A 20,639-nucleotide genomic window follows, 5' to 3' on the forward strand; every position below is an offset into this window, starting at 1 on the left:
CAACGCCTTAACGTCGATACGCTTACACCTTTCAATTTAGCGGCTTCCGATATGGTTAACTTACTCATAGAACGATTATAGCACAAGTCATGAGTAATTTTGGATAATATTAGTTAGGTTTTTGGCTTCTGTATTTAACCCCTCAAACAACAGTATTAACTCGCCGTCGGCGATCGAGCCATTGTTGTAAAATAATCGCCGCCGCTTCCCGATCGATCGCTCCCTTATCCCAAGAGGAAAACTGTTTTTTGGCTTTTAAGAATTCTTCCGCCTCTAGGGACGTGCAACGCTCATCAATGTATTCGAGGGGCAAATCCAAGGCGATCTCTAGTTTCTGGGCGTATTTTTGTACCTGTTTGGCCTGAAATCCTAACTCTCCCGCCATGGTATAGGGCAGTCCCGCTACCAAAATCTTAATATTTCTTTCCTTGACAATTACCTCAAACTGTGCTATATCGGCAACAAAGGAAGAACGGATAATCGTGGTTAAACCGGTGGCGATTAAACCTGTGCCGTCACATCCTGCCACTCCTACCCGTTTTTTGCCGATATCTAAGCCCAAGGCGGCGACTCTTTCCATCACACTGGATGTCCCTGATCGGGGGGTTCCGAGGGGGGTTTAACTGGGGGAAGTTCTCCCGGACTGTCGAGGGAGTCTAGGGGGGGATTATTGGGCCATTTTAACCAAGACATCCGACTAGGGATGGGAGTTCGCGGCACCGGTTGTAAACCCTGCAGCATTTCTGCTAAGGCGGAATTTTCCGGCTTAGTTTCGCGGATTTTGTGCCATACCGAGCGCGACATCATCAGGGTGTGGGAACTGCGGATTGCTCCCAATTGTTCCAGATATTCCCGTCTTTCGTGCTGATAATCAGCCGATATCAACTCTAGCGATCGAGGGGGATACTTGCGAGTGATCTGGGCCATCTGAATTAACAACTTAGGATAGAGCCAAGTGTAGGCAGGATGGACAATTAATTTCGCTTGATGGGGTCGCTCATCCCGATTAGATAGAATTAATTCAAAATAACCGATCGCCGCTTTTCGTTGTGGTTCAAAAACGTAACCGCGACTAATTTGCGGACCGCCGCACCAACTTTGACAGCGACCGAACAAACTATCAACTAAATTGATTTTAAAATCCTGGATATGGCGATCAAATACCTGACGCAATAACGGCGGCATAGACACACAATCTAACTGATAAAGTAATTGAGCGTCAGCATTGCTCACAGGCAGTAAATTCGGTAAATCTGCCTCTTGTTTGCTCAATTCCTGTAATAATTGCGGCGGTAAAGACCAATAGGTTAATTCTGCCAAAGGCTGAAAACCGTGTTGCCGAAAAAGTGCCAAACTGTCCTTTTGATTGATATTAACCTCTAACACCCAGGTGCGCGCTTCCCAAACCGTTTCTAGACAATAACGCAGTAATTGCGCCCCGATGCCCTTGGGTTCGCTTAAAGACTCCCCTGGATGCACCCGCACCTGTTCCACCCGCCAAGTGCTGCGACTACTATTAAAAGGGGTGACTTGGATTGCCCCGCGAATTTTCCCTTCTTCTCCCCGATTGGCCATGGCCTCAGCCACATAGACATGAAAACGGTGTTGGAGAGGATTGGGAAAAAAACTGAGAATTTTAAACAACCCAAACCAAGGCCGCACCTGCTGCACCTGGGTGCGGAAATTTTGGGCGCGACGATCAATATCCTCATCGAAGTCATCCAGGGTTAAAGCTTCAATGTCTTCCAAATCCCGATACTGTACGGGACGGATTGGGCGATCGCTAAAATCGTCCCCTTGGGGAACAGGAGAAGTGGTCATGGCTCTGGGGTAAATATCGTCTATGCAGCTATCTTACCGCAGAATCTAGAGGCACTTCCCCACCAATAACAATTTCTGAGGGATCATAGGGGACCACCACAGAAAGGACACCTCGATCGGTAGCTGGGGTTTTTTGGGCCAAATTTCCGATTATGACAATTCGATGCTACAATAACGGACGGTTAATCAGTCCGAATTTGCAGTAAAAGTCTTTGAGTCAATCTGTAGATACCACTAACACCCTAGACACTCTAGCTCAAGAACTAGCCGCCATTCAGCAGACCGGTTCTAAGCGCGTCGCTTTATTGGGTTCCCGTCACGTTCCCATCACACACCAGCAATTGATCGAAATGATGGCCTATGCCCTCGTGCTGGCGGGCAATCGGATTATGACCTCCGGGGCGACGGGAACCAATTCCGCCGTCATTAAGGGGGCAATGCGGGCAGATCCTAATCTGTTAACCGTGATCTTACCCCAAAGTCTCGATCGCCAGCCCCTGGAATCCCAAGAACAACTTCAGCAGGTTATCCATCTGGTGGAATGTCCCGAAAATGACCATCTATCCCTAGGGGAAGCCAGCAGCCTCTGTAATCGGGAGATTATCAATCGTTGTCAACAGTTAATCTGTTTTGCTTTCCACGACAGTCAAACCCTTTTGCAAACCTGCGCGGAAGCGGAAGATCAACGCAAGCTAGTTACCCTATTTTATTTTGACTAAATTCAGCGATGAATCTCTCCGTCAGTGCCATTCTTCTCTATTCAATAGTGGCTGCCGCTATCTCTGTATATCTACCTTTTCTGCTGGTGGCCTACGCTAGAGCTAAGGTAGGTTACGATACCTCCGCTCCCCGGGCTATGTTCGACCAACTCCCAGACTACGCTAAACGAGCAACTTGGTCCCATCAAAATGGTTTTGAAACCTTTATGATCTATAGTGCCGCCGCTCTCATGGCCTACGTTACAGGAGTCTCCTCATCCCTGGCCGCTAACTGTGCGATCGCTTTCGTGATCCTCCGGCTTTTATTCTCCCTTTTTTATATCACTAATGTCCCGATCGCTCGTTCCCTGATGTTCGGCCTTGGTTCCCTCTGTACTTATACTCTCTTTGGGTTGAGTTTAATCAAGATTCAGTAGAATTACCCAAACCGGATGCAGGAGAGTGGAAAAACGCTATAGTTCGGGAGCGGTAAAGAATTTGCCTAACCCGAACTAAGGTTAATTTTGTTAGTGATAAACCGGTAATTTGGGATTATCCACTGATAACAAACCGGTTAAAAGTGAGGCGGGTTTTTGACTATAGGGCCAAGCAAAAGCATGGCGAAAAGCCGCATCTTGACAAGCTTGTAATTGTCGAAAATCGATCACGTCCAGGGTGAGTAAATTCTCGTACTCGAAGGGGAGCCGGACATTGTGTAAACCGGCATTATCGGTACAGATAGCAATATCAACCCCTGCTTCAAAACAGCGATCGAAGACTATCTTTAATTGCGATAAACTCTCAAGGGTGCCAGTTTTTAAATAGGTGGTGGGACAGACTTCTAAACATTGATGACGACGGGCAACTTCCGGCAGCAGTTCTGGATATCGTAGGGGAATTTGAATACCGTGACCAATTCTTTGCAGATAGGGCAGTAATTGGGGATAACAACCGTCCTTTGTTTCGTAAAGATGGCCCGTGGTATTTAAACCCTCTTCTTGGGCATAACTGTATAAACCGGCAAATTCCTCTAGTCGAGTTTGGTAGTGGGAATCACCCCCAGCAATATCGATCGCACAGACGTATTCTCTCATCCCTAGGGCCAGATCAACGATCGCTTTGTTGACTTCGTAGGGAAGTCGCGAGTGCATACAGAGAATTTGACTGGTAATAATCGGATATTCGCTCATTTTCGAGGCTTGACCGACGATTTCGACAATCGAGCGCATTTGCTCGATTCGCTCTGTTTGGTTCAAATGTTCGTCGGTGCGATAGTAGGGAGTATAGCGCAATTCTAAATAGGCAAGATTCTCGAAGATGTAAGCGCCGCGAATCAGACGATAGATAAAATAGGGCAAAGTTTGGGCGGTTTGAACACTTTCGACGAGGGTGTGTAATTCCAAATACTCATCTAAACTATTGCGTTTGCGGGTGTAAAATTCCTCAAAAGCGGGGTATTCCGGGAATTTGGCCGCTAAATCCCGCTCATGTCTGTGAAAGTAGCGCCAGAGAATTCTCGGTACTACCGATCCCCCTAAATGCCGATGCAAATCCGCGTATAAAGCCACAACTCCGCTGCTCCTTAGTCTCTCAAATGTTCCTTAAATATAACGAAGTTTTACAATTGTTTGACAATTGTTGCCAAATATTATTAGTACCTATTCGGTGATCGGTTGGGTGTTGGGGAGCGGGGAGATAGTGAACAGTCGCTAGTACAAGGCTCAGATCTGATCACCAATCACTGATTCAAGGCTGACAGCTAGAATAAGGTCATTAAACCTAAATAAAGCTTTGCGGGATCGAGGGTGACAACATATACAATGATTGGGGTTTATCCTCAAGCAACCCTAAGCCTATGCCACGCCGTGATGACTTACAAAAAATCCTAATCTTGGGCGCTGGCCCGATTGTCATCGGACAAGCCTGTGAATTCGACTATTCGGGAACTCAAGCCTGTAAAGCTCTGCGAGAAGAAGGTTATGAGGTAATTTTAGTCAATTCTAACCCCGCCTCGATCATGACCGATCCAGAAATGGCCGATCGCACCTACATTGAACCAATTCTGCCGGAAATTGTCGAGAAAATTATCGAGAAAGAACGCCCCGATGCGATTCTCCCGACTATGGGTGGTCAAACTGCCCTCAATACCGCCGTAGCTTTGGCTAAAAGCGGCGTTTTAGAAAAATATAACGTGGAACTGATCGGGGCAAAACTTCCCGCTATTGAAAAAGCCGAAGATAGGGAACTATTCAAAAAAGCAATGGAGAAAATCGGTGTTCCCGTCTGTCCTTCGGGGATTGCCAACAATTTAGAGGAGGCAAAAGCGATCGGTCATCAGATCGGTTCCTATCCTCTCATTATCCGGCCGGCCTTCACTTTAGGGGGAACGGGGGGCGGTATTGCCTATAACCAAGAAGAATTTGAACCGATGGCCGAGTATGGGCTAGATTGTTCGCCTACATCGCAAATTCTCGTCGAAAAATCCCTAATTGGCTGGAAAGAATACGAATTAGAGGTAATGCGCGATCTAGCCGATAACGTGGTGATCATCTGTTCGATCGAAAACTTTGACGCTATGGGGGTTCATACCGGCGACTCGATTACGGTTGCGCCCGCCCAAACCCTAACCGATAAAGAATACCAACGCCTCCGGGACTATTCTAAGGCAATTATTCGGGAAATTGGCGTAGAAACCGGCGGATCAAACATCCAATTCTCCGTTAATCCCACTAACGGCGACGTAATCGTGATTGAGATGAATCCCCGGGTATCCCGTTCTTCGGCCCTAGCATCAAAAGCCACGGGATTCCCGATCGCTAAATTTGCCGCTAAACTAGCAGTAGGCTACACTTTAGACGAAATTCCCAACGATATCACCAAAAAAACCCCAGCTTCCTTTGAACCGACTATCGATTACGTCGTCACCAAAATTCCTCGCTTTGCCTTCGAGAAATTCCCCGGCTCCCAACCGATTCTAACCACCCAGATGAAATCCGTCGGGGAAGCTATGGCTATCGGTCGAACTTTCCAAGAATCCTTTCAAAAAGCTCTCCGCTCCCTAGAAACGGGGCGTTTTGGCTTTGGTTGCGATAAAGTCGAAACTCTCCCCCCCCTCTCGGAAGTCCGGGCCAGTTTGCGGACACCTAACCCCGAACGGGTTTATAGTATCTACCATGCTTTTAAATTGGGCATGAATGGGTCGGAAATCCACGAACTAACCGGGATCGATCCCTGGTTCCTCGATAAATTGGCAGATTTGATGGAAACCGAGAAGTTCCTCAAACGAACTCCCCTGAAAAGTCTCAGCAAAGAGGACTTATTCGCTATTAAACAACAGGGTTTTAGTGATCGCCAAATCGCCTTCGCCACCAACAGCAGCGAGGACGAAGTGAGAAGTTATCGCAAGGGTTTAGGTATTGTTCCCGTTTATAAAATGGTGGATACCTGCGCGGCAGAATTTGAGGCTCTGACACCCTACTATTATTCCACCTACGAACAGGTAGAATCGGAAGTTTTACCCTCCGATAAACGCAAAGTCATGATCCTCGGTGGTGGCCCCAATCGCATCGGCCAAGGGATAGAATTTGACTACTGTTGTTGTCATGCCGCTTTTTCCCTCAGTCAAGCCGGTTTTGAGACGATTATGGTCAACTCTAACCCGGAAACTGTCTCCACCGATTACGATACCAGCGATCGCCTTTACTTTGAACCCCTGACCAAAGAGGATGTCTTAAATATCATCGAAGCGGAACAACCAGAGGGTTTAATTATTCAATTCGGTGGGCAAACTCCCTTAAAACTAGCCCTTCCCCTGCAAAGATATCTAGAATCGCCTAATTGTCCCGTAAATACCAAAATTTGGGGAACTTCACCCGATTCGATCGATACTGCCGAAGATCGGGAACGGTTTGAAAAAATCCTCCGAGAATTAGATATCCGACAACCCCCCAACGGTATTGCCCGCAGTTTCCAAGAATCCCAAGCAGTGGCTAAACGCATCGGTTATCCTGTGGTAGTACGTCCGTCCTATGTTTTGGGCGGTCGGGCAATGGAAATCGTCTATTCCGATAGCGAATTGGAACGCTATATGAAGTATGCGGTACAGATAGAACCGGATCACCCGATTTTAATCGATAAATTCCTCGAAAATGCCATCGAAGTGGATGTGGATGCCCTCTCAGATGCCACGGGAACAGTAGTTATCGGGGGATTAATGGAACATATCGAACAAGCGGGCGTACATTCGGGCGATTCTGCTTGTTCTATCCCCCATACGTCCCTTCCTGACTCAGTTTTAACCACAATTCGACAATGGACGGTGGAACTAGCGAAAGCTTTAAAAGTAATCGGTTTGATGAATATCCAGTATGCGGTACAGGGGGAGACAGTTTATATCTTAGAAGCGAATCCCCGCGCTAGTCGTACTGTTCCCTACGTTTCCAAAGCAACGGGAGTTCCTTTAGCAAAAGTTGCCTCCCTCGTCATGTCGGGCAAAACCCTAGCAGAATTGGGCATCACCAGCGAAGCAATTCCCCGTCATATTGCCGTGAAAGAAGCGGTTTTACCCTTCCAGAAGTTCCCCGGTGCTGATACTCTCCTGGGACCAGAAATGCGTTCTACAGGCGAAGTAATGGGGATTGACAGCGATTTTGGCAAAGCTTTCGCTAAAGCAGAAATGGCCGCCGGCGTGATTTTAGCCACCAGTGGGACGGTTTTTGTCTCGATGAACGATCGCGATAAAACCCCCATGGTTCCCGTGGTTAAGGATCTGCAATCCCTCGGTTTTCGCGTCGTCGCCACTTCCGGAACTCGTAAAGTTTTGTTAGAAAACGGTTGCGAAAATATCGATTTAGTGCTAAAGATTCACGAAGGCCGTCCCGACGTTGTCGATTGGATCAAAAATGACTGGATTCAGTTTATTGTCAATACTCCCAGTGGTGAAGAATCCCAAAACGATGGCCGAAAAATTCGCCGTACTGCCCTCGATTATAAGTTACCAATTATCACCACTATCGCCGGGGCAAAAGCGACGGTAGCGGCCTTAAAATCCCTGCAATCCCAACCTTTAGAGGTGAAAGCTTTACAGGATTATCTCGCCTAATTTCAGTTATCAGTTATCAGTTATCAGATGAACGTAGGTTGGGTTGAAGCATGAAACCCAACGCCCGCTCATGTTACGCTACCGCTAACCCATCCTACAAATAATTGTGCCTCCCTATTATCAGTTCACTGATTACAGTTTACTGATCACAGCAAAAAATCTCCCATCACCCCAATTCATAATTCATAATTCATAATTCCTATGACCGATACTCTAAACGACTATAAAAACCTAATTAGTGAACTGATTAACCGTTATCAAAACCGCGTCGATTTCCTGACAATTCGTCTGGAAGAAGCGCGGGGGACAAATATTCTACTGCGTTCCGAACGAGTGGAAACCCTCAGCGAAGGTATTGCTATCGGTGGTCAGGTACGCGCTTGTTATAAAGGAGGTTGGGGATTTGCCAGCTTTAATCAATTATCCAGTTTACAGGAACGATTAGAAGATGCGATCGCTGCTGCCCGTTTAATTGGGGAAGAAGAAACCCTGATTGCTCCGGTAGAACCTGTAATTATCTCCTGTGAATTGCCTTTAACGGGAACAGACCCGCGTTTAGTGCCATTAGCTGATAAAAAAGCCCTCTGCGATCGCTATAATAACCTATTGCGTCAACACCATGCCAGTATTGCCACCACTTCCGTCCGTTATAGCGATAGTAGTCAACATATTCTTTTAGCCACTTCTGACGGGACTTTAATCGAACAAAAATGGTCAGACGTAGAAATGCGTTTTTCGGCCACCGCTAGGGATGGGGACAGCGTGCAAACGGGCCGGGAAACCACCGGTTCCCGAAAAGCTTTCGAGGATCTGATCAATTTAGAAGAACAGGTGCAAGGGTCGGCTAAACGTGCAGTACAAGCCCTAGTTTTGCCCCCTGTCAAGGGCGATACCTACACCGTCGTCATCGATCCCATTTTAACCGGTCTGTTCGTCCATGAGGCTTTTGGCCACCTTTCCGAGGCAGATATGTTGTACGAAAATCCCGACCTTTTGGAGGTGATGAGTATGGGCAAACGTTTTGGACCGGATAACCTGCAAATCTTTGACGGAGCAGGTCCAGAAGGTCATCGGGGCAGTTATTTTTATGACGATGAGGGAACCCCTGCGACCACGACTCAGTTAATTAAAGATGGGGTTTTGGTGGGAAGACTGCATTCGCGGGAAACGGCGGGCAAATTAGGCGAAAAACCGACCGGTAACGCCCGTTGTCTCAATTATCATTATCCGCCCATTGTCCGCATGACCAACACTTGGATTGAACGGGGAACCACTGCGGTTAAAGAGTTATTCTCGGGGATAAAAACGGGAGTTTATGCCCAAAATTGGCAGGGAGGCATGACTAACGGCGAAATGTTCACTTTTAGCGCCGGGGAAGCTTGGATGATTCGCAATGGAGAAATTGCTGAACCGGTTAAAGATGTGACTCTCTCCGGTAATGTCTTTAAAACCCTAGCCAATATTGAGGCAATTGGTGATGATTTCCACTGGGATGAGTCGGGAGGCTGCGGAAAAGGGGGTCAAAGTGGTTTACCCGTCGGCTGCGGTGGCCCCAGTCTCCGCATCCGCGATGTGGTGGTGGGGGGAGAAGCAGATATTCAGTGATCAGTAATCAGTGATCAGTGATCAGTGAAAAGACAGTGGGAAACTACTATTTATAGCGTTTCTGATTCACAAGAGGTACATTCTCGATCCTGAACAGCTTAATCAGCAAAGGTTTAAGTGTGCCGCACAGATGCGAGAACCGCTATAATACGAATAACTGATAACTGATAACTGATAACTGATAACTGATAACTAATAACTGATATAGCGGAGTTTCATACGGGCGAAATTTATCTCATCTTCTCGTCACTGTCTTCAATTTCTTGCTCATCTTGATTGATTTCTTCTTTAAATCCCCGTAAAGTTTTCCCCAAAGCTGCTCCAAATTCGGGTATTTTTTTCGGTCCAAATATCAGGAGAACAACCACAGCAATAATTACTATTTCTGGCCAACCTAATCCAAACATAATCTTGAAAGTAAAAAGTAAAAAAAGAGAAAGGAGTCAGAATTTAGGAGTCGGAAACTTGGAGAATTGCTAGATTCTGTCTTTTGCACGAGTGCCTGTTACCTCTTGCCTTCAGAAGCTGATAACTGATCACTGATAACTGATAACTGATAACTGATAACTGATAACTGACTCTATGCTGCCACTTCTGCGCGTTTGTAAGCTTCGTCGAGGACTTCTGAGAGAGTTGGATGGGTGTGGATGCGGAAAGCGAGTTCATGGACAGATTTACGTTCAGCGATCGCATTGGCCGCTTCTTGAATTAAATCCGATGCGTGGATACCGATAATATGAACACCGAGTAATTCCCCCGTATCCTGACGATAAACGACTTTAGCGATGCCTTCCGTTTCTCCTTCCGCTAAAGCTTTGGAATTTCCCTTAAAATAGGTCTTGACAGCAGCGACCTTATACCCTTCTTCCTGTGCCAAAACTTCTGCTTGCGGTTCCGTTAAACCCACATAACTAATTTCGGGGTGGGTAAAAGCGGCGGCGGGAATACTGCGATAATCGATGGTTTTTGGGCGATTACAGATATTTTCAATGGCTATTACCCCTTGACCCGAAGCAGCGTGAGCTAACATCATTTTACCCGTAGCATCGCCCACGGCCCAGAGATGGGGAATCGGTTCACCGTCCTGAATTACCTGCATTTTGTCATTAACGGCAATAAAACCGCGTTTATCCAGTTCTACCCCGACAAATTCCAATCCGAGATTCTTGGTCGCTGGGATTCTTCCTGTAGCGACTAAACAAGCATCTACCTCTAAAATTTCGATCGCTTCTTTGCTTTTTGCGTCCACCAGTTCAATGGCCACAGGATTCCCCGGTTTAATACTTTTTGCCAAAACTCCCACATAAGTCTCGATGTCTCTAGGTTTAATCAAAACTCTTTCGGCGATTTTCGAGATTTCTGGGTCAAATCCCGGCATGAGACTATCTAAAGCTTCAATCATCGTCACTTCACAACCCAAAGCGGTGTATATATCCGAAAATTCCAGACCGATATAACCACTACCGATAATTGCAATCCACTTGGGTAAAGTTTCTAATCTAACGGCCTCATCGCTGGTAAAAACCGTTTTATGATCGATCTCGATCCCCGGTGGGACAAAGGGAACCGACCCCGGACAGAGCATAATATCCTTAGCAGTGTAGATTTTTTCGCCACTATCCCCGATGACGCTAACTTTTTGCGGGCCGGCGATTTTTCCCCAACCGTGGATAGTATCAACCTTGAGACGTTTAAGACTATTAGTGAGATCGCCTCTAATTTTACTGACAAGGTTGTTAGCATGATCGGCAATTGTCGGACGGTCAAAATTAACGCCAGCGATGGCAATACCTAGACTTTTCAGATGGTCACTATCGGCCAATTCGCGCACTCGTCCCGAGGCTGCCAGTAAAGCTTTAGAGGGAATACAACCGCGATTAACACAGGTTCCTCCCATATCTTTGGCTTCGATAATAGCTGTTTTTAGCCCACATTTGACCGCGTGTAGGGCTGCTCCGTGGCCACCAACTCCAGCACCGATAATAATTAAATCGTAGTCGAATTCACTCATAGTCTCTCTGACTCTCAAAGTTAGCATTATCTCATTTTACGATCCACTGCGATCAAGCTGTGCTATCTCGGTCAAAAACTGGAGCCAGTTTTTAGCCATCAGGCTCTTGTGCATTGAAACTGGGTGTTGGGAATTTTAGGACAAGACGTTACTAGACCTCTGGTAAAAATCAAAAATTGTTGTTAGGGTTAAGAGTCGGTCGTCAGTAGTCAGGAGAATTTACAATGCTCTATTCACAGATTTTATACTATTTAGGGCTGGCTGAATAAATGTGAAATGTAGGCAAGGTAAGAGTTTTATGGCTTTTCTCGCGAAACAGGTGCAAGATTCTGAGAGAACGTCGTTCAAAACCTTGCGTCTTCATCAGCCCGAGTCCTGTAGGGGCGAAGCATTCGGGTAATAACCTATCGGTGAATCCGTAGATTTTCTATCCGAATGCTTCGCCCGTACTTTTTGCCGCAAACCCTATTTAATCCTTATTTTTGCCGTTCAAGATATGAATACTAATTCTGCATCGTATCCATAAGTTAGTCTAGTCATAGGTTGGAAAAATTAGACCTGCTGCCAACACTTTGCCAGATGAAGGAACCATCTTTCTCTTACCATAATTTAGGCTAGAACGTAGGTTGGGTTGAAGCATGAAACCCAACGCCCTACAAATAATTGTGCCTCCCTACTTATGCAAGATGTTACTTAACCAAGATATGAATACTAATTCTGCATCGTATCCATAAGTTAGTCTAGTCATAGGTTGGAAAAATTAAACCTGCTGTCAACACTTTGCCAGAGGAGGGGAACATCTTTCTCCTACCATAATTTAGGCTCGAAACCAGAATCATTAATAATTTCTACCGTTTCTCCCGATGGTTTAATCACAAATAAACCTTGTTTATAGGCATAACGATCTACTCCTTCATCTATTTCTATTCCCGCCACTGCACCGTAAGCTTGATAGTTTTTATAATGGGGAAATGCTTGTTTAAATCGACTTAATTTTTCTAAAAACTCATTGACATCATCTTTTGATAAACGAGACTTACATTCTACTAAAACTACCTCGGTTTCATCGACGGCTAAAATATCAATCTCCATGGCTATTCCTTGCCGTTTTACCCTGGCACGACTGTAGGTTTCTTTAACATCGATACCTTTGCTACGAAATAGGCCAATAACAGCAGGTTCGACTAATTCCTCGACGAATCTTCCCCAGCGAGTGGTTAAACTATCCACAGCACGACTGGTATTGGCCACTGTTTTCTCTAGCTCGGCCAAACGGCGATCGGCTTCGGCCTTGGCTTCAGCAGCCCGGCGATCGTATTCAGCAGCCCGGCGATCGGCTTCGGCCTTGGCTTCAGCGGCCCGGCGATCGGCTTCGGCCTTAGCTTCAGCAGCTCGGCGATCGTATTCTTGGCGTGATTGTTCAAACTTTTCGTTAGTTTTCTCAAAAAGTTTATAGATATCTTCGATGGTAATCGGTTGAGACATGGTTATTTGTTTTAATCTCTCTTATTTTACTTCTTACTATAATTGTACTAGCAAAGTACAAGTCATTTTAGGGACCGGTGTTAATTCAGCAAGTCAATGGTTATACTAAATCCGTTGAGTAACGCACAGAAAACGGGTTTCTCGGAGAAACCCGTTTTCTACTCATGCACTCATGCAAAACGGAGAATAAATAATCAGTTTTTAATAACTGGATTTAGTATGAGGACGATATAGCGGGGACGGGAACCACAGTTTCTTCGTTGATCATGGTTTCTAACTGTTCAGCCTGGGATTTGGCTCAATAAATTGATCATTGTAAATAATTATTACAAATACTTGACTTAAGATATTTCTATGCTTACAGAAACACAAATCAAAGAAAAAGCACTAGAGTTAGGTTTCCATGGGGTCGGTATTGCCTCTGTGGACAGCCAAGACTCGGAGGTATCCCATCTAAAAAGCTGGTTAGAGCGGGGTTATCACGCTGATATGGATTGGATGACTAACCCGAAACGACAGGATATCAAAACTCTTTGGCCAGAAGTGCGATCGCTAATATGTCTCGCTCTTAACTACTACACCCCCCAGCAACACAGTCAGGAACAAAACCACGGCAAAATTTCCCGTTATGCTTGGGGACGAGATTATCACAAAGTATTAAGTAAAAAATTAAAAGCCCTCAGTCAATGGTTAGAAAGTCAGGGGGAGCAAATTCAAACCCGTTACTATGTGGACACCGGACCGGTACAGGATAAAGTTTGGGCGCAAAGAGCAGGGATCGGCTGGATTGCCAAGAACGGTAACTTAATTACCCGCAATTACGGCAGTTGGGTCTTTTTAGGGGAAATATTAACTAATTTACCTTTAGAACCCGATCGACCCCATAGCGCCCATTGTGGCACCTGTAGCCGTTGTTTAAGCGCTTGTCCCACCCAAGCAATAGTTAGTCCCTATGTGGTGGATGCTAATCGCTGTATTGCTTACCATACCATCGAAAATCGTGCTGTAACTTTGCCTACAGAAATTGCCAAGAATTTACAAGGTTGGGTAGCCGGCTGCGATATCTGTCAAGATGTCTGTCCTTGGAATCAACGTTTTGCCCAAGTTACCGACGTGGAGGATTTTCAACCTCGTCCCGAAAACCTCTCGCCAAGGTTGGGGGAATTAGCTAATCTAACTATAGAGGAGTGGGATCGTCGTTTCATCTCGTCGGCCCTGCGTCGAATCAAACCCCAGCAGTGGCGACGTAATGCCCAGGCTAATTTAGCTCATTCCCCTCACCCCGCACAAGATGACAATTAAAGTGGTCGTGTTCGATTTTGATGGTACTATCGCCGATACCCACGATACTTTCGTGGAGATTGTCAATCGTTTGGCTAAAAATTTTGGTTATCAACCCGTCAACGAGGAAGATTTGGCCAGACTAAAAAACCTTAGTTCCCAAGAAATTATTAAACAATCCCAAGTTTCCCCCGTTAAAATCCCTTTTTTACTCTATCGAGTTAAACGGGAATTAAATAAACAAATTGACTGCCTGAAACCCTTCCATGGCTGGCATCCCTGCCTCCTTACCCTTAAAGAAAGAGGCTATAGATTGGGAATAATAACTTCTAATACCAAAGAAAACGTCACCATCTTTTTAGCAAATAATCAACTCTTAAATTTATTTGATTTTATCTGTTCGGGAACGCCTTTATTCGGCAAACACAAAATTATTGATCGCCTGATCCGACAAAATAAATTCTGTCCCGATGAAATGATTTATGTCGGCGATGAAACTAGAGATATTACTGCTGCCCAAAAAAGTCGAGTGCAAGTGGTGGCCGTCGCTTGGGGCTTTAATTCCCCTCAAATTCTCTCTCAATTTAACCCCGATCATCTCATTGATCATCCCCTAGAATTATTGGATATTTTAGATAGGGCTGGCTGAAAAAGTTTTTTCTGGGGGTAGGGAGAGATAGACTTCGATCGATGGGGGCAGAGAGACTCGAACTCTCACGAGCTTATAAGGCTCAACGGATTTTAAGTCCGTAGCGTCTACCATTCCGCCACGCCCCCGTTATTTAACCGACAATTTTTTATCATATCACAAATAATTTAATTGGCAAGAGTATTTTCAATAAATTATTTTAGTCCGCCAATTCGATCGCCGCAAAGGGGGAAAGACAGGGTAAAATAATCAGCAGGTGAATTGCAGTTCACCGACAGCCATTGATAAAAATCAATCCTTATGCAATCAATTCTGACGCAAGAAACCATTATCATCGCCCTGATCTACCTATCTCTCAGTGTCTTGTATTTGCTCGTCATTCCCGCCGTTATCTACTACTACCTCAATACGCGCTGGTATGTGGCATCTTCTTGGGAAAGAGGGTTTATGTACTTTCTGATGAGCTTTTTCTTCCCCGGGATGCTGTTGTTAAGTCCTTTCCTTAACTTCCGTCCCCAACGTCGTACCCTAAAAGCTTAAGTTATCACCAAAAAAACCCATGAGACGCATTGATGTCATCGGGATCGGTATAGGGATGTTTGCTATGGGCGGCATCCTCTACATTATCCTGCAAAAAACCGGTTTAGATAGTGCTTCGGCGGGAATTTGGAGTCAAGCGGTGTTGGTAGGTGGTGTCATCGGTTGGATTTTTACCTATCTGTTTCGAGTCGCCACCGATAATATGACCTACGGCAAACAGCGCAAGGATTACGAAGATGCCGTCTTTAAAAAACGCCTGGAAGCGATGACTCCCGAAGAAATCGCCCAAATGCAGCGGGAAATCGAAGAAGAAAAAACTAAATAGACGGATGAAACCCGATAAAATCATCATCGGTTGGCGAGAATGGCTCGATTTACCCGATTTAGGCATTACCAAAATTAAGGCCAAGATTGATACAGGCGCTCGCTCCTCGGCCCTACACGCTTTTCATCTCTACCCTTTTCGAGATGGTGATCGCAATTGGCTGCGCTTTCAAGTTCATCCCTACCAAAAAGATAGTCACCACACTGTCACCACCACCGCAGAAATCCTCGAATGGCGACAGGTAAAAAATTCCGGTGGTCAAAGTCAACTCCGTCCCGTTATCAGAACAAGTGTATTACTCGGCGGTCGTCAATGGGCGATCGAATTAACCTTGACTAATCGCGATGTCATGGGTTTTCGGATGTTATTAGGACGAGAAGCGCTGAAAAAAGGCTTTCTTGTCCATCCGAATAAGTCTTTTTTACTGAGTTAAGTTATATTTAGGGTTGGCTGAAAAAGTTTTTCGGTGGGGGCAGGGGGGTGTAGGGTTTTACCGATTTTGAGGTGGTCAGTTACCTAATTTTCAGGGAAAAAGTCCCGGAATTTTCCCCCCGATCCCCGCAATGGCTGGCACTTTTTGAGGGAAAAAAAGCCTAAAAGTCTTATTCAACAAGGTTTTTAGATTTATTCAGCAAGCCCTAACTAGGATCACTGCTGGGTAAAGCTTTTAATAAGCGAATCATCCCCGCCACAGCGATCGCCGCTGCTGAAGAATCCTTTTCCGTAGCGGCATTTTTTTGCCAGGCATAATCAAAGTCCCAGGGGGGAATAAAATCTCCGGCGCGTCTTTGTCCATCGGGCCAGCGATCGGGCAAATTTTCCATAACAAAGCAGCAAAAGCTCCGGCCGCCCAAAAATTGGCCTTTGCCAACTGCCAAGTGCCGGGGGTGGGACTATTCCCCCTCCGTAGCCAATTGAAGAAATTAAAACCCGATGGCTCTGGATGGGTAAGATAGGGATAGAGAATGCCCCGACGGGCATAACTATCGAGATAATCGATCGTGGTCGCTAGTTTAATCTTAGCCAGATCGAGACAGAGCTTAATTCTTTCAGCTAGGGGAATTTTGGCGCGCAATTCCGCCGCCGATTGGGGACGATGGATAATCCGGACGGCCACCGCACCGATCGCCGTTCTGTACCTAGAATGATGAGCGTGCGTCGCTGCCAATTCCCGACTCCTAAGCTGGATAGATGCGAATACGGCGATTCGGTTCCTCTCCGAAGCTATCGGATTGGAGACGGTAATGTTCCACTAATTCGTGCTGCATTTTCCGCACTTTCGCCGATCGCGGCAGTAACTCCACCGGTTGGCCGGTGGGAATAACGATTTGTTCCACCGCTAACCGGGCCTCCTCCAAAGCTTCGATCTCGTCATCGCTACCGCTGCGGGCAAATAAACGTAGATCTGCACCTTCCTGATTCATCGGGTCATCAATGCCCAAAATCCGCTTTAAACCGCGAGAAATTTGGGGCAGGGTATTGGATTTGATGCCGTGGATGGGAATTTGTCTTACTTTGGCAATTTGCCGCAATTTTGACTGATTTTTAACGTGGGAACGCAGGGCCAGCACCGCATCGGCCCCCTGTAAATCTTTGGTCAAAACGATCGGCAAATCTAGGGCCTGTACTACCTGTTCGATCGGGGCGCGACTGACTCCGTAGGGATAGACATAAACCGGCCAATCTTCGCCATTGGGACCGGGGACGCGGACTTTTTCCGTTTCCGGTTCCTCCTGCAGCCAAGATTGTTCGAGGAGGCGATCGAAATCGTTTTCCCGGTTGAGAGGGCCCGCAGGGAAACGGGCCACGGGAGTCATCCGGCCATCGGCCCGCCATCCCTTGGGTTTATCCATTTCCGGCAGATAATTGCCGCGCAAAGGGGTCAGGTTTTCCGATTTTGGTTCTTCCTGAGCGACTTGTACTTTCCCCTCCTCATCTACCCAACGGATTTGGGCAATTGCTTCCCGTCCCCGCAGCAGTTGGTCGATCGTGGTAGATACGTCCTCGTGGATGACCCAGCGCTGACGTTCCAACATTTCGATGGCAATGTCAAAGGTGGGCGGTGCTTTGCGTTCTAAAACGGTCTTCTGAGAACCCCGGCGGCGCGCTTCTTCGTCTCCGAGAGTTACTGCCTGAATTCCCCCGACTAAATCCGATAAAGTCGGGTTTTTAATTAAATTTTCCAATTGATTGCCGTGGGCGGTTCCCACTAACTGCACTCCTCGCTCGGCGATCGTGCGAGCGGCCAGAGCTTCTAATTCCGTACCGATCTCATCAATCACGATCACCTCTGGCATATGGTTTTCCACTGCTTCGATCATGACTTGATGCTGCAATTCCGGACGGGCCACCTGCATCCGACGAGCGCGACCGATGGCCGGATGGGGAATATCTCCATCCCCGGCGATTTCGTTGGAGGTGTCGATAATCACTACCCGTTTATTGAGGTCGTCGGCTAAAACTCGGGCTATTTCCCGCAAGGCCGTGGTTTTCCCCACCCCCGGACGACCGAGCAGCAGCAGGGATTTTCCCGTTTCCACTAGGTCGTTAATCAGGGTGATCGTACCGAAAACGGCCCGACCGATACGACAGGTTAAACCGATAATTTCCCCGTCTCGATTGCGAATGGCACTGATGCGGTGCAGGGTTCGTTCAATCCCGGCGCGATTATCGCCGCTAAAACTGCCCACCCGGGCGATCGAATACTGGATTTCTTCTTTTGAGATCGGTTCGTCCCCCAGATCGATCGCCCCATCGGGAAAACGCGCTTCTGGTATGCGTCCCAAATCCATAACTACTTCGATCAGTTGATGCTGCCGCGGGTGTTCCTCGATTTTGCCGCGAATCCGCACAGGTAGAATTGCCAAGAGTTTGTTTAAATCTTCGGTAACTGGCATCCGAGAGGAGGGTAGGGTTTCTGGCATTAATAATAAAAGGTTTTGGCGATAATTGGCTGTTTTTATTTCCAAGATTTTCTTGGGGTCTAACACATTTATGGGTTAGTTGTCAATTAAAAAAATATTATAGTTTTTTGACCAAGGTTAGGCTTTTAATTGAGCAACGAGAATAGAAGCGGCTTTAACGGCTTCTTGGTAGGCTTGGGGGTCATTTTCAAGGTTAGGCTGGTCTAAATGCTCTAAAATTGGCAAAATCAATGAACGGGCGTAACTTCCATAGGCAATACCAGCGATTTTTTCTCTCAGTCCCAGTTGCCGTAATTTGGTCACGGTGTGGTCATTGGTTCCCCCAGCTAACTGCACAAATCCGGTTAGATTTTCGGAGAGGACTTTTTTGGCCATGTTAATGGCTGGGTGGGTGGTTCCTTTGCCGATATCGCCGCTCATCGGCCGGCCGTCCGTCTGCCAAATCAGAGGACAGCTTAGGGGTGAAATAGTTTCTCGCAGATAGTGGAGGTAATCAATGATATATTCATGATCTTGGCAACTTATGGCGAGGATTTTTAGGTTTTTACTTACAGTTGCGATCGCTGGCCAGAGTCGAGCAAATTCCTCTCCATGACCGACTTGGGTATGAATTTCGATCGCATCGACTCCCATTTCAATAATTAAGGGGATAATTTCTTGGGGTTGACAGACACGGGATCTGGTCTCGATTATTTGCTGGGGACAAACGGGTAAGCAGCGACCGCAACCATAACAGCGCTGTTCGATCACTCCTCCCCTATCGATAGCATAAGCGGGACAGATTTTTTCGCAGGGACGGGGACAATCGACGGGACAGAGTTGCGGGTTAAAGATAGCTTTACGAAAGTGGGGATCTTCCCCATCATTGAGACTGACCATTAACCAAGGTCGTCGATTTGGGGGGAATCCGGCGATTTTTTCGGCGGTTTCGATGCCTTCGCGGGCCGCAACAATCACGGCTCGGTCGGCGGCCACATCAATACAATCGGCCCCGGCGATAGTATAGGTCAAAGCGAGGTTGCGAATCGTGGGCAAATCCTGGTAACTGGCTCCACAGATGAGCTTGAACCAGTGACCCGCAACTAAGGACCAGAAGGGAGAGGAGTTTTTATCTAGCACTTTTTTATCCTATCGCAGCCAGCCCCTAAACGTCAGCCTTGTGCTGCTCTGATAGTAAATCTTCTGACTAAAGACTGATTATTAATTCTTCCTTTGGCATTAGTGCCTGTCTGAGGCTGCCCCTCACTTTTGCCAGCAAGCAGAGGCTAGCAGCCTATCCGATAGATAATAGGTTCGTCAGTGGTTAGGAAAATGTGTAATTAATTTAGGGAAAAAAATACCAAATCCGTTTTAATCACGACGATAATAAAATCCCGAAAGATATACTGTGACTAGATTGATCAAAAATTTTGCCAGGCGGATTTGGTAAGATCGTGTAATTAATCGAGTTCATCAAACAAAAGTTCCTCTAGAATTGGTCCCATACCGTCATCATCGGGGGAAACTAATTCAACTTTCCCTTCCGCATCACCGACGGCTAAGAATAACAAAGGAGCAAGGGGACTGTAAATCGAGTATTTTTGGTCTTCGGAAAAGAAACTGGCGAGAAATTGCAATTCTTCCGGCTCTGATGACGAGGAAGGTTCATCGCTATCGATTTCTAAACTGAGAACATTATCTTCTTCTAGGGGAGGCAATTCACCGCTAACAGTCAAGGTGTGAGCAGTGGGTTTGAGCAATAGGTCTAATTCTGCTAAAACTGCCTTAGCATCGGCGAAAATCCGCTCGATTTCCTCGCTATCTTCGATTAAGAAGGCATCAGATTCTTCTTCCTCCGATTCCTCATCCCAAGCTAGAATCATCACCGGGGTATCCACGGGGACAAGAAGCATATAGGTAAGGTCATCGGTTTCATAGGCATTCTCAATATAACAGTCTAGCGATCGACCTTGCTCATCCCACAGGGTTATGATATCCGCTTCTTCGAGTTCGTTTTCTTGAAAATTAAATTGAGGGGACATAGGCTCTCAAACGCTACTGATTGAATCAGAATATCATGAGTTGACATCCTCGCCGCCCTAAAAGTGCGGCGATTCCTAAACCTCACGATTTAAGTTTCTGCTTCCACCACCGTCGCATACCACAGTTAAAAAACCATGTACTGTCTTACACAGAGTCCACAGACTTTCGCCCCATTTC

General features: G+C 46.4%; 20 protein-coding genes and 1 tRNA gene. 9 read left to right on the forward strand and 12 right to left on the reverse strand.

Annotated features, from left to right (window positions below):
* The 3 genes from O9324_RS27540 to O9324_RS17475 all read right to left on the reverse strand — a co-directional run.
* The coding region (locus O9324_RS27540; RefSeq protein WP_425589508.1) for a MerR family transcriptional regulator at positions 1 to 68 on the reverse strand (68 nt) is incomplete at its 3' end.
* A gap of 74 nt (positions 69 to 142) precedes the next feature.
* Positions 143 to 580, reverse strand: coding sequence for a Holliday junction resolvase RuvX (ruvX, locus tag O9324_RS17470; protein ID WP_287627380.1), 438 nt, complete (start codon positions 578 to 580; stop codon positions 143 to 145).
* Positions 580 to 1,821: a GNAT family N-acetyltransferase gene (locus O9324_RS17475; protein WP_288140849.1), complete on the reverse strand. Its 1,242-nt coding sequence runs from the start codon at positions 1,819 to 1,821 to the stop codon at positions 580 to 582. Before O9324_RS17475 ends, ruvX begins: the two co-directional genes overlap by 1 nt.
* A 212-nt stretch (positions 1,822 to 2,033) precedes the next feature.
* Between O9324_RS17475 and O9324_RS17480 the strand changes: the two genes are divergently transcribed.
* Positions 2,034 to 2,540, forward strand: coding sequence for a hypothetical protein (locus O9324_RS17480; RefSeq protein ID WP_002741066.1), 507 nt, complete (start codon positions 2,034 to 2,036; stop codon positions 2,538 to 2,540).
* Positions 2,541 to 2,548: 8 nt separating this feature from the next.
* Positions 2,549 to 2,956 (forward strand): MAPEG family protein, encoded by a 408-nt coding sequence (locus O9324_RS17485; protein ID WP_288140850.1) that lies wholly within the window; start codon positions 2,549 to 2,551, stop codon positions 2,954 to 2,956.
* Positions 2,957 to 3,046: 90 nt separating this feature from the next.
* Here O9324_RS17485 and O9324_RS17490 read toward each other — a convergent pair whose 3' ends face one another.
* Complete coding sequence (locus O9324_RS17490; RefSeq protein ID WP_287627382.1) at positions 3,047 to 4,087, reverse strand: adenosine deaminase; 1,041 nt, start codon at positions 4,085 to 4,087, stop codon at positions 3,047 to 3,049.
* A gap of 287 nt (positions 4,088 to 4,374) precedes the next feature.
* Between O9324_RS17490 and carB the strand changes: the two genes are divergently transcribed.
* Both carB and O9324_RS17500 read left to right on the forward strand, forming a co-directional pair.
* Positions 4,375 to 7,620 (forward strand): carbamoyl-phosphate synthase large subunit, encoded by a 3,246-nt coding sequence (carB, locus tag O9324_RS17495; RefSeq protein ID WP_288140851.1) that lies wholly within the window; start codon positions 4,375 to 4,377, stop codon positions 7,618 to 7,620.
* Positions 7,621 to 7,821: 201 nt separating this feature from the next.
* Complete coding sequence (locus O9324_RS17500) at positions 7,822 to 9,225, forward strand: TldD/PmbA family protein (protein WP_288140852.1); 1,404 nt, start codon at positions 7,822 to 7,824, stop codon at positions 9,223 to 9,225.
* A 230-nt stretch (positions 9,226 to 9,455) separates the two neighbouring features.
* Here O9324_RS17500 and tatA read toward each other — a convergent pair whose 3' ends face one another.
* The 3 genes from tatA to O9324_RS17515 form a co-directional block, all read right to left on the reverse strand.
* Positions 9,456 to 9,632, reverse strand: coding sequence for a twin-arginine translocase TatA/TatE family subunit (tatA, locus tag O9324_RS17505; protein ID WP_002733416.1), 177 nt, complete (start codon positions 9,630 to 9,632; stop codon positions 9,456 to 9,458).
* A 173-nt stretch (positions 9,633 to 9,805) separates the two neighbouring features.
* Complete coding sequence (lpdA, locus tag O9324_RS17510) at positions 9,806 to 11,236, reverse strand: dihydrolipoyl dehydrogenase (RefSeq protein WP_272081351.1); 1,431 nt, start codon at positions 11,234 to 11,236, stop codon at positions 9,806 to 9,808.
* 807 nt (positions 11,237 to 12,043) lie between these two features.
* Positions 12,044 to 12,721, reverse strand: a complete 678-nt coding sequence (locus O9324_RS17515; RefSeq protein WP_288140853.1) for a DUF3782 domain-containing protein — start codon at positions 12,719 to 12,721, stop codon at positions 12,044 to 12,046.
* A 354-nt stretch (positions 12,722 to 13,075) separates the two neighbouring features.
* Here O9324_RS17515 and queG point away from each other — a divergent pair, with 354 nt between their 5' ends.
* Together queG and O9324_RS17525 are read left to right on the forward strand one after the other, a co-directional pair.
* On the forward strand, positions 13,076 to 14,023 hold the full coding sequence (gene queG / locus O9324_RS17520) for a tRNA epoxyqueuosine(34) reductase QueG (RefSeq protein ID WP_288140854.1): 948 nt from the start codon (positions 13,076 to 13,078) through the stop codon (positions 14,021 to 14,023).
* Positions 14,013 to 14,651 (forward strand): HAD-IA family hydrolase, encoded by a 639-nt coding sequence (locus O9324_RS17525; RefSeq protein ID WP_288140855.1) that lies wholly within the window; start codon positions 14,013 to 14,015, stop codon positions 14,649 to 14,651. Before queG ends, O9324_RS17525 begins: the two co-directional genes overlap by 11 nt.
* 42 nt (positions 14,652 to 14,693) lie before the next feature.
* On the opposite strand, the gene O9324_RS17530 is transcribed toward O9324_RS17525, so the two are convergent.
* A tRNA-Leu gene (locus O9324_RS17530) sits at positions 14,694 to 14,779 on the reverse strand.
* A gap of 172 nt (positions 14,780 to 14,951) precedes the next feature.
* Here O9324_RS17530 and ndhL point away from each other — a divergent pair.
* Genes ndhL through O9324_RS17545 form a run of 3 tightly spaced genes read left to right on the forward strand, consistent with a single transcriptional unit; the run spans position 14,952 to position 15,949 of the window.
* Complete coding sequence (gene ndhL / locus O9324_RS17535) at positions 14,952 to 15,191, forward strand: NAD(P)H-quinone oxidoreductase subunit L (protein WP_002732218.1); 240 nt, start codon at positions 14,952 to 14,954, stop codon at positions 15,189 to 15,191.
* 19 nt (positions 15,192 to 15,210) lie between these two features.
* Positions 15,211 to 15,516, forward strand: a complete 306-nt coding sequence (locus O9324_RS17540) for a DUF3007 family protein (protein ID WP_002763321.1) — start codon at positions 15,211 to 15,213, stop codon at positions 15,514 to 15,516.
* Positions 15,517 to 15,520: 4 nt separating this feature from the next.
* Complete coding sequence (locus O9324_RS17545) at positions 15,521 to 15,949, forward strand: ATP-dependent zinc protease family protein (protein WP_002769663.1); 429 nt, start codon at positions 15,521 to 15,523, stop codon at positions 15,947 to 15,949.
* A gap of 246 nt (positions 15,950 to 16,195) precedes the next feature.
* Here O9324_RS17545 and O9324_RS17550 read toward each other — a convergent pair whose 3' ends face one another.
* The 4 genes from O9324_RS17550 to O9324_RS17565 form a co-directional block, all read right to left on the reverse strand.
* Entirely contained in the window at positions 16,196 to 16,684 is a 489-nt protein-coding gene (locus O9324_RS17550) for a hypothetical protein (protein ID WP_288140856.1), read from the reverse strand.
* A gap of 10 nt (positions 16,685 to 16,694) precedes the next feature.
* Entirely contained in the window at positions 16,695 to 18,440 is a 1,746-nt protein-coding gene (locus O9324_RS17555) for a R3H domain-containing nucleic acid-binding protein (RefSeq protein WP_502846590.1), read from the reverse strand.
* Positions 18,441 to 18,557: 117 nt separating this feature from the next.
* Entirely contained in the window at positions 18,558 to 19,559 is a 1,002-nt protein-coding gene (gene ldpA / locus O9324_RS17560) for a circadian clock protein LdpA (protein WP_288140857.1), read from the reverse strand.
* 320 nt (positions 19,560 to 19,879) lie between these two features.
* Positions 19,880 to 20,461 carry a DUF3727 domain-containing protein gene (locus tag O9324_RS17565; protein WP_002769671.1) on the reverse strand — a complete coding sequence of 194 codons (582 nt, stop codon included), beginning with the start codon at positions 20,459 to 20,461 and terminating at the stop codon, positions 19,880 to 19,882.
* Between the last annotated feature and the right edge of the window lie 178 nt (positions 20,462 to 20,639).

The sequence above is a fragment of the Microcystis sp. LE19-84.1B genome, assembly GCF_027531875.1.
Classification (GTDB): domain Bacteria; phylum Cyanobacteriota; class Cyanobacteriia; order Cyanobacteriales; family Microcystaceae; genus Microcystis; species Microcystis panniformis.

Excerpts from the sequence above, each read along its gene's own strand:
- O9324_RS17485 (WP_288140850.1), top strand. The coding sequence starts at position 2,549 with ATGAATCTCTCCGTCAGTGCCATTCTTCTCTATTCAATAGTGGCTGCC.
- O9324_RS17525 (WP_288140855.1), top strand. The coding sequence starts at position 14,013 with ATGACAATTAAAGTGGTCGTGTTCGATTTTGATGGTACTATCGCCGAT.
- carB (WP_288140851.1), top strand. The coding sequence starts at position 4,375 with ATGCCACGCCGTGATGACTTACAAAAAATCCTAATCTTGGGCGCTGGC.
- O9324_RS17475 (WP_288140849.1), bottom strand. The coding sequence starts at position 1,821 with ATGACCACTTCTCCTGTTCCCCAAGGGGACGATTTTAGCGATCGCCCA.
- O9324_RS17545 (WP_002769663.1), top strand. The coding sequence starts at position 15,521 with ATGAAACCCGATAAAATCATCATCGGTTGGCGAGAATGGCTCGATTTA.
- lpdA (WP_272081351.1), bottom strand. The coding sequence starts at position 11,236 with ATGAGTGAATTCGACTACGATTTAATTATTATCGGTGCTGGAGTTGGT.
- O9324_RS17555 (WP_502846590.1), bottom strand. The coding sequence starts at position 18,440 with ATGCCAGAAACCCTACCCTCCTCTCGGATGCCAGTTACCGAAGATTTA.
- O9324_RS17500 (WP_288140852.1), top strand. The coding sequence starts at position 7,822 with ATGACCGATACTCTAAACGACTATAAAAACCTAATTAGTGAACTGATT.
- queG (WP_288140854.1), top strand. The coding sequence starts at position 13,076 with ATGCTTACAGAAACACAAATCAAAGAAAAAGCACTAGAGTTAGGTTTC.
- O9324_RS17565 (WP_002769671.1), bottom strand. The coding sequence starts at position 20,461 with ATGTCCCCTCAATTTAATTTTCAAGAAAACGAACTCGAAGAAGCGGAT.
- O9324_RS17540 (WP_002763321.1), top strand. The coding sequence starts at position 15,211 with ATGAGACGCATTGATGTCATCGGGATCGGTATAGGGATGTTTGCTATG.
- ndhL (WP_002732218.1), top strand. The coding sequence starts at position 14,952 with ATGCAATCAATTCTGACGCAAGAAACCATTATCATCGCCCTGATCTAC.
- ruvX (WP_287627380.1), bottom strand. The coding sequence starts at position 580 with ATGGAAAGAGTCGCCGCCTTGGGCTTAGATATCGGCAAAAAACGGGTA.
- O9324_RS17515 (WP_288140853.1), bottom strand. The coding sequence starts at position 12,721 with ATGTCTCAACCGATTACCATCGAAGATATCTATAAACTTTTTGAGAAA.
- tatA (WP_002733416.1), bottom strand. The coding sequence starts at position 9,632 with ATGTTTGGATTAGGTTGGCCAGAAATAGTAATTATTGCTGTGGTTGTT.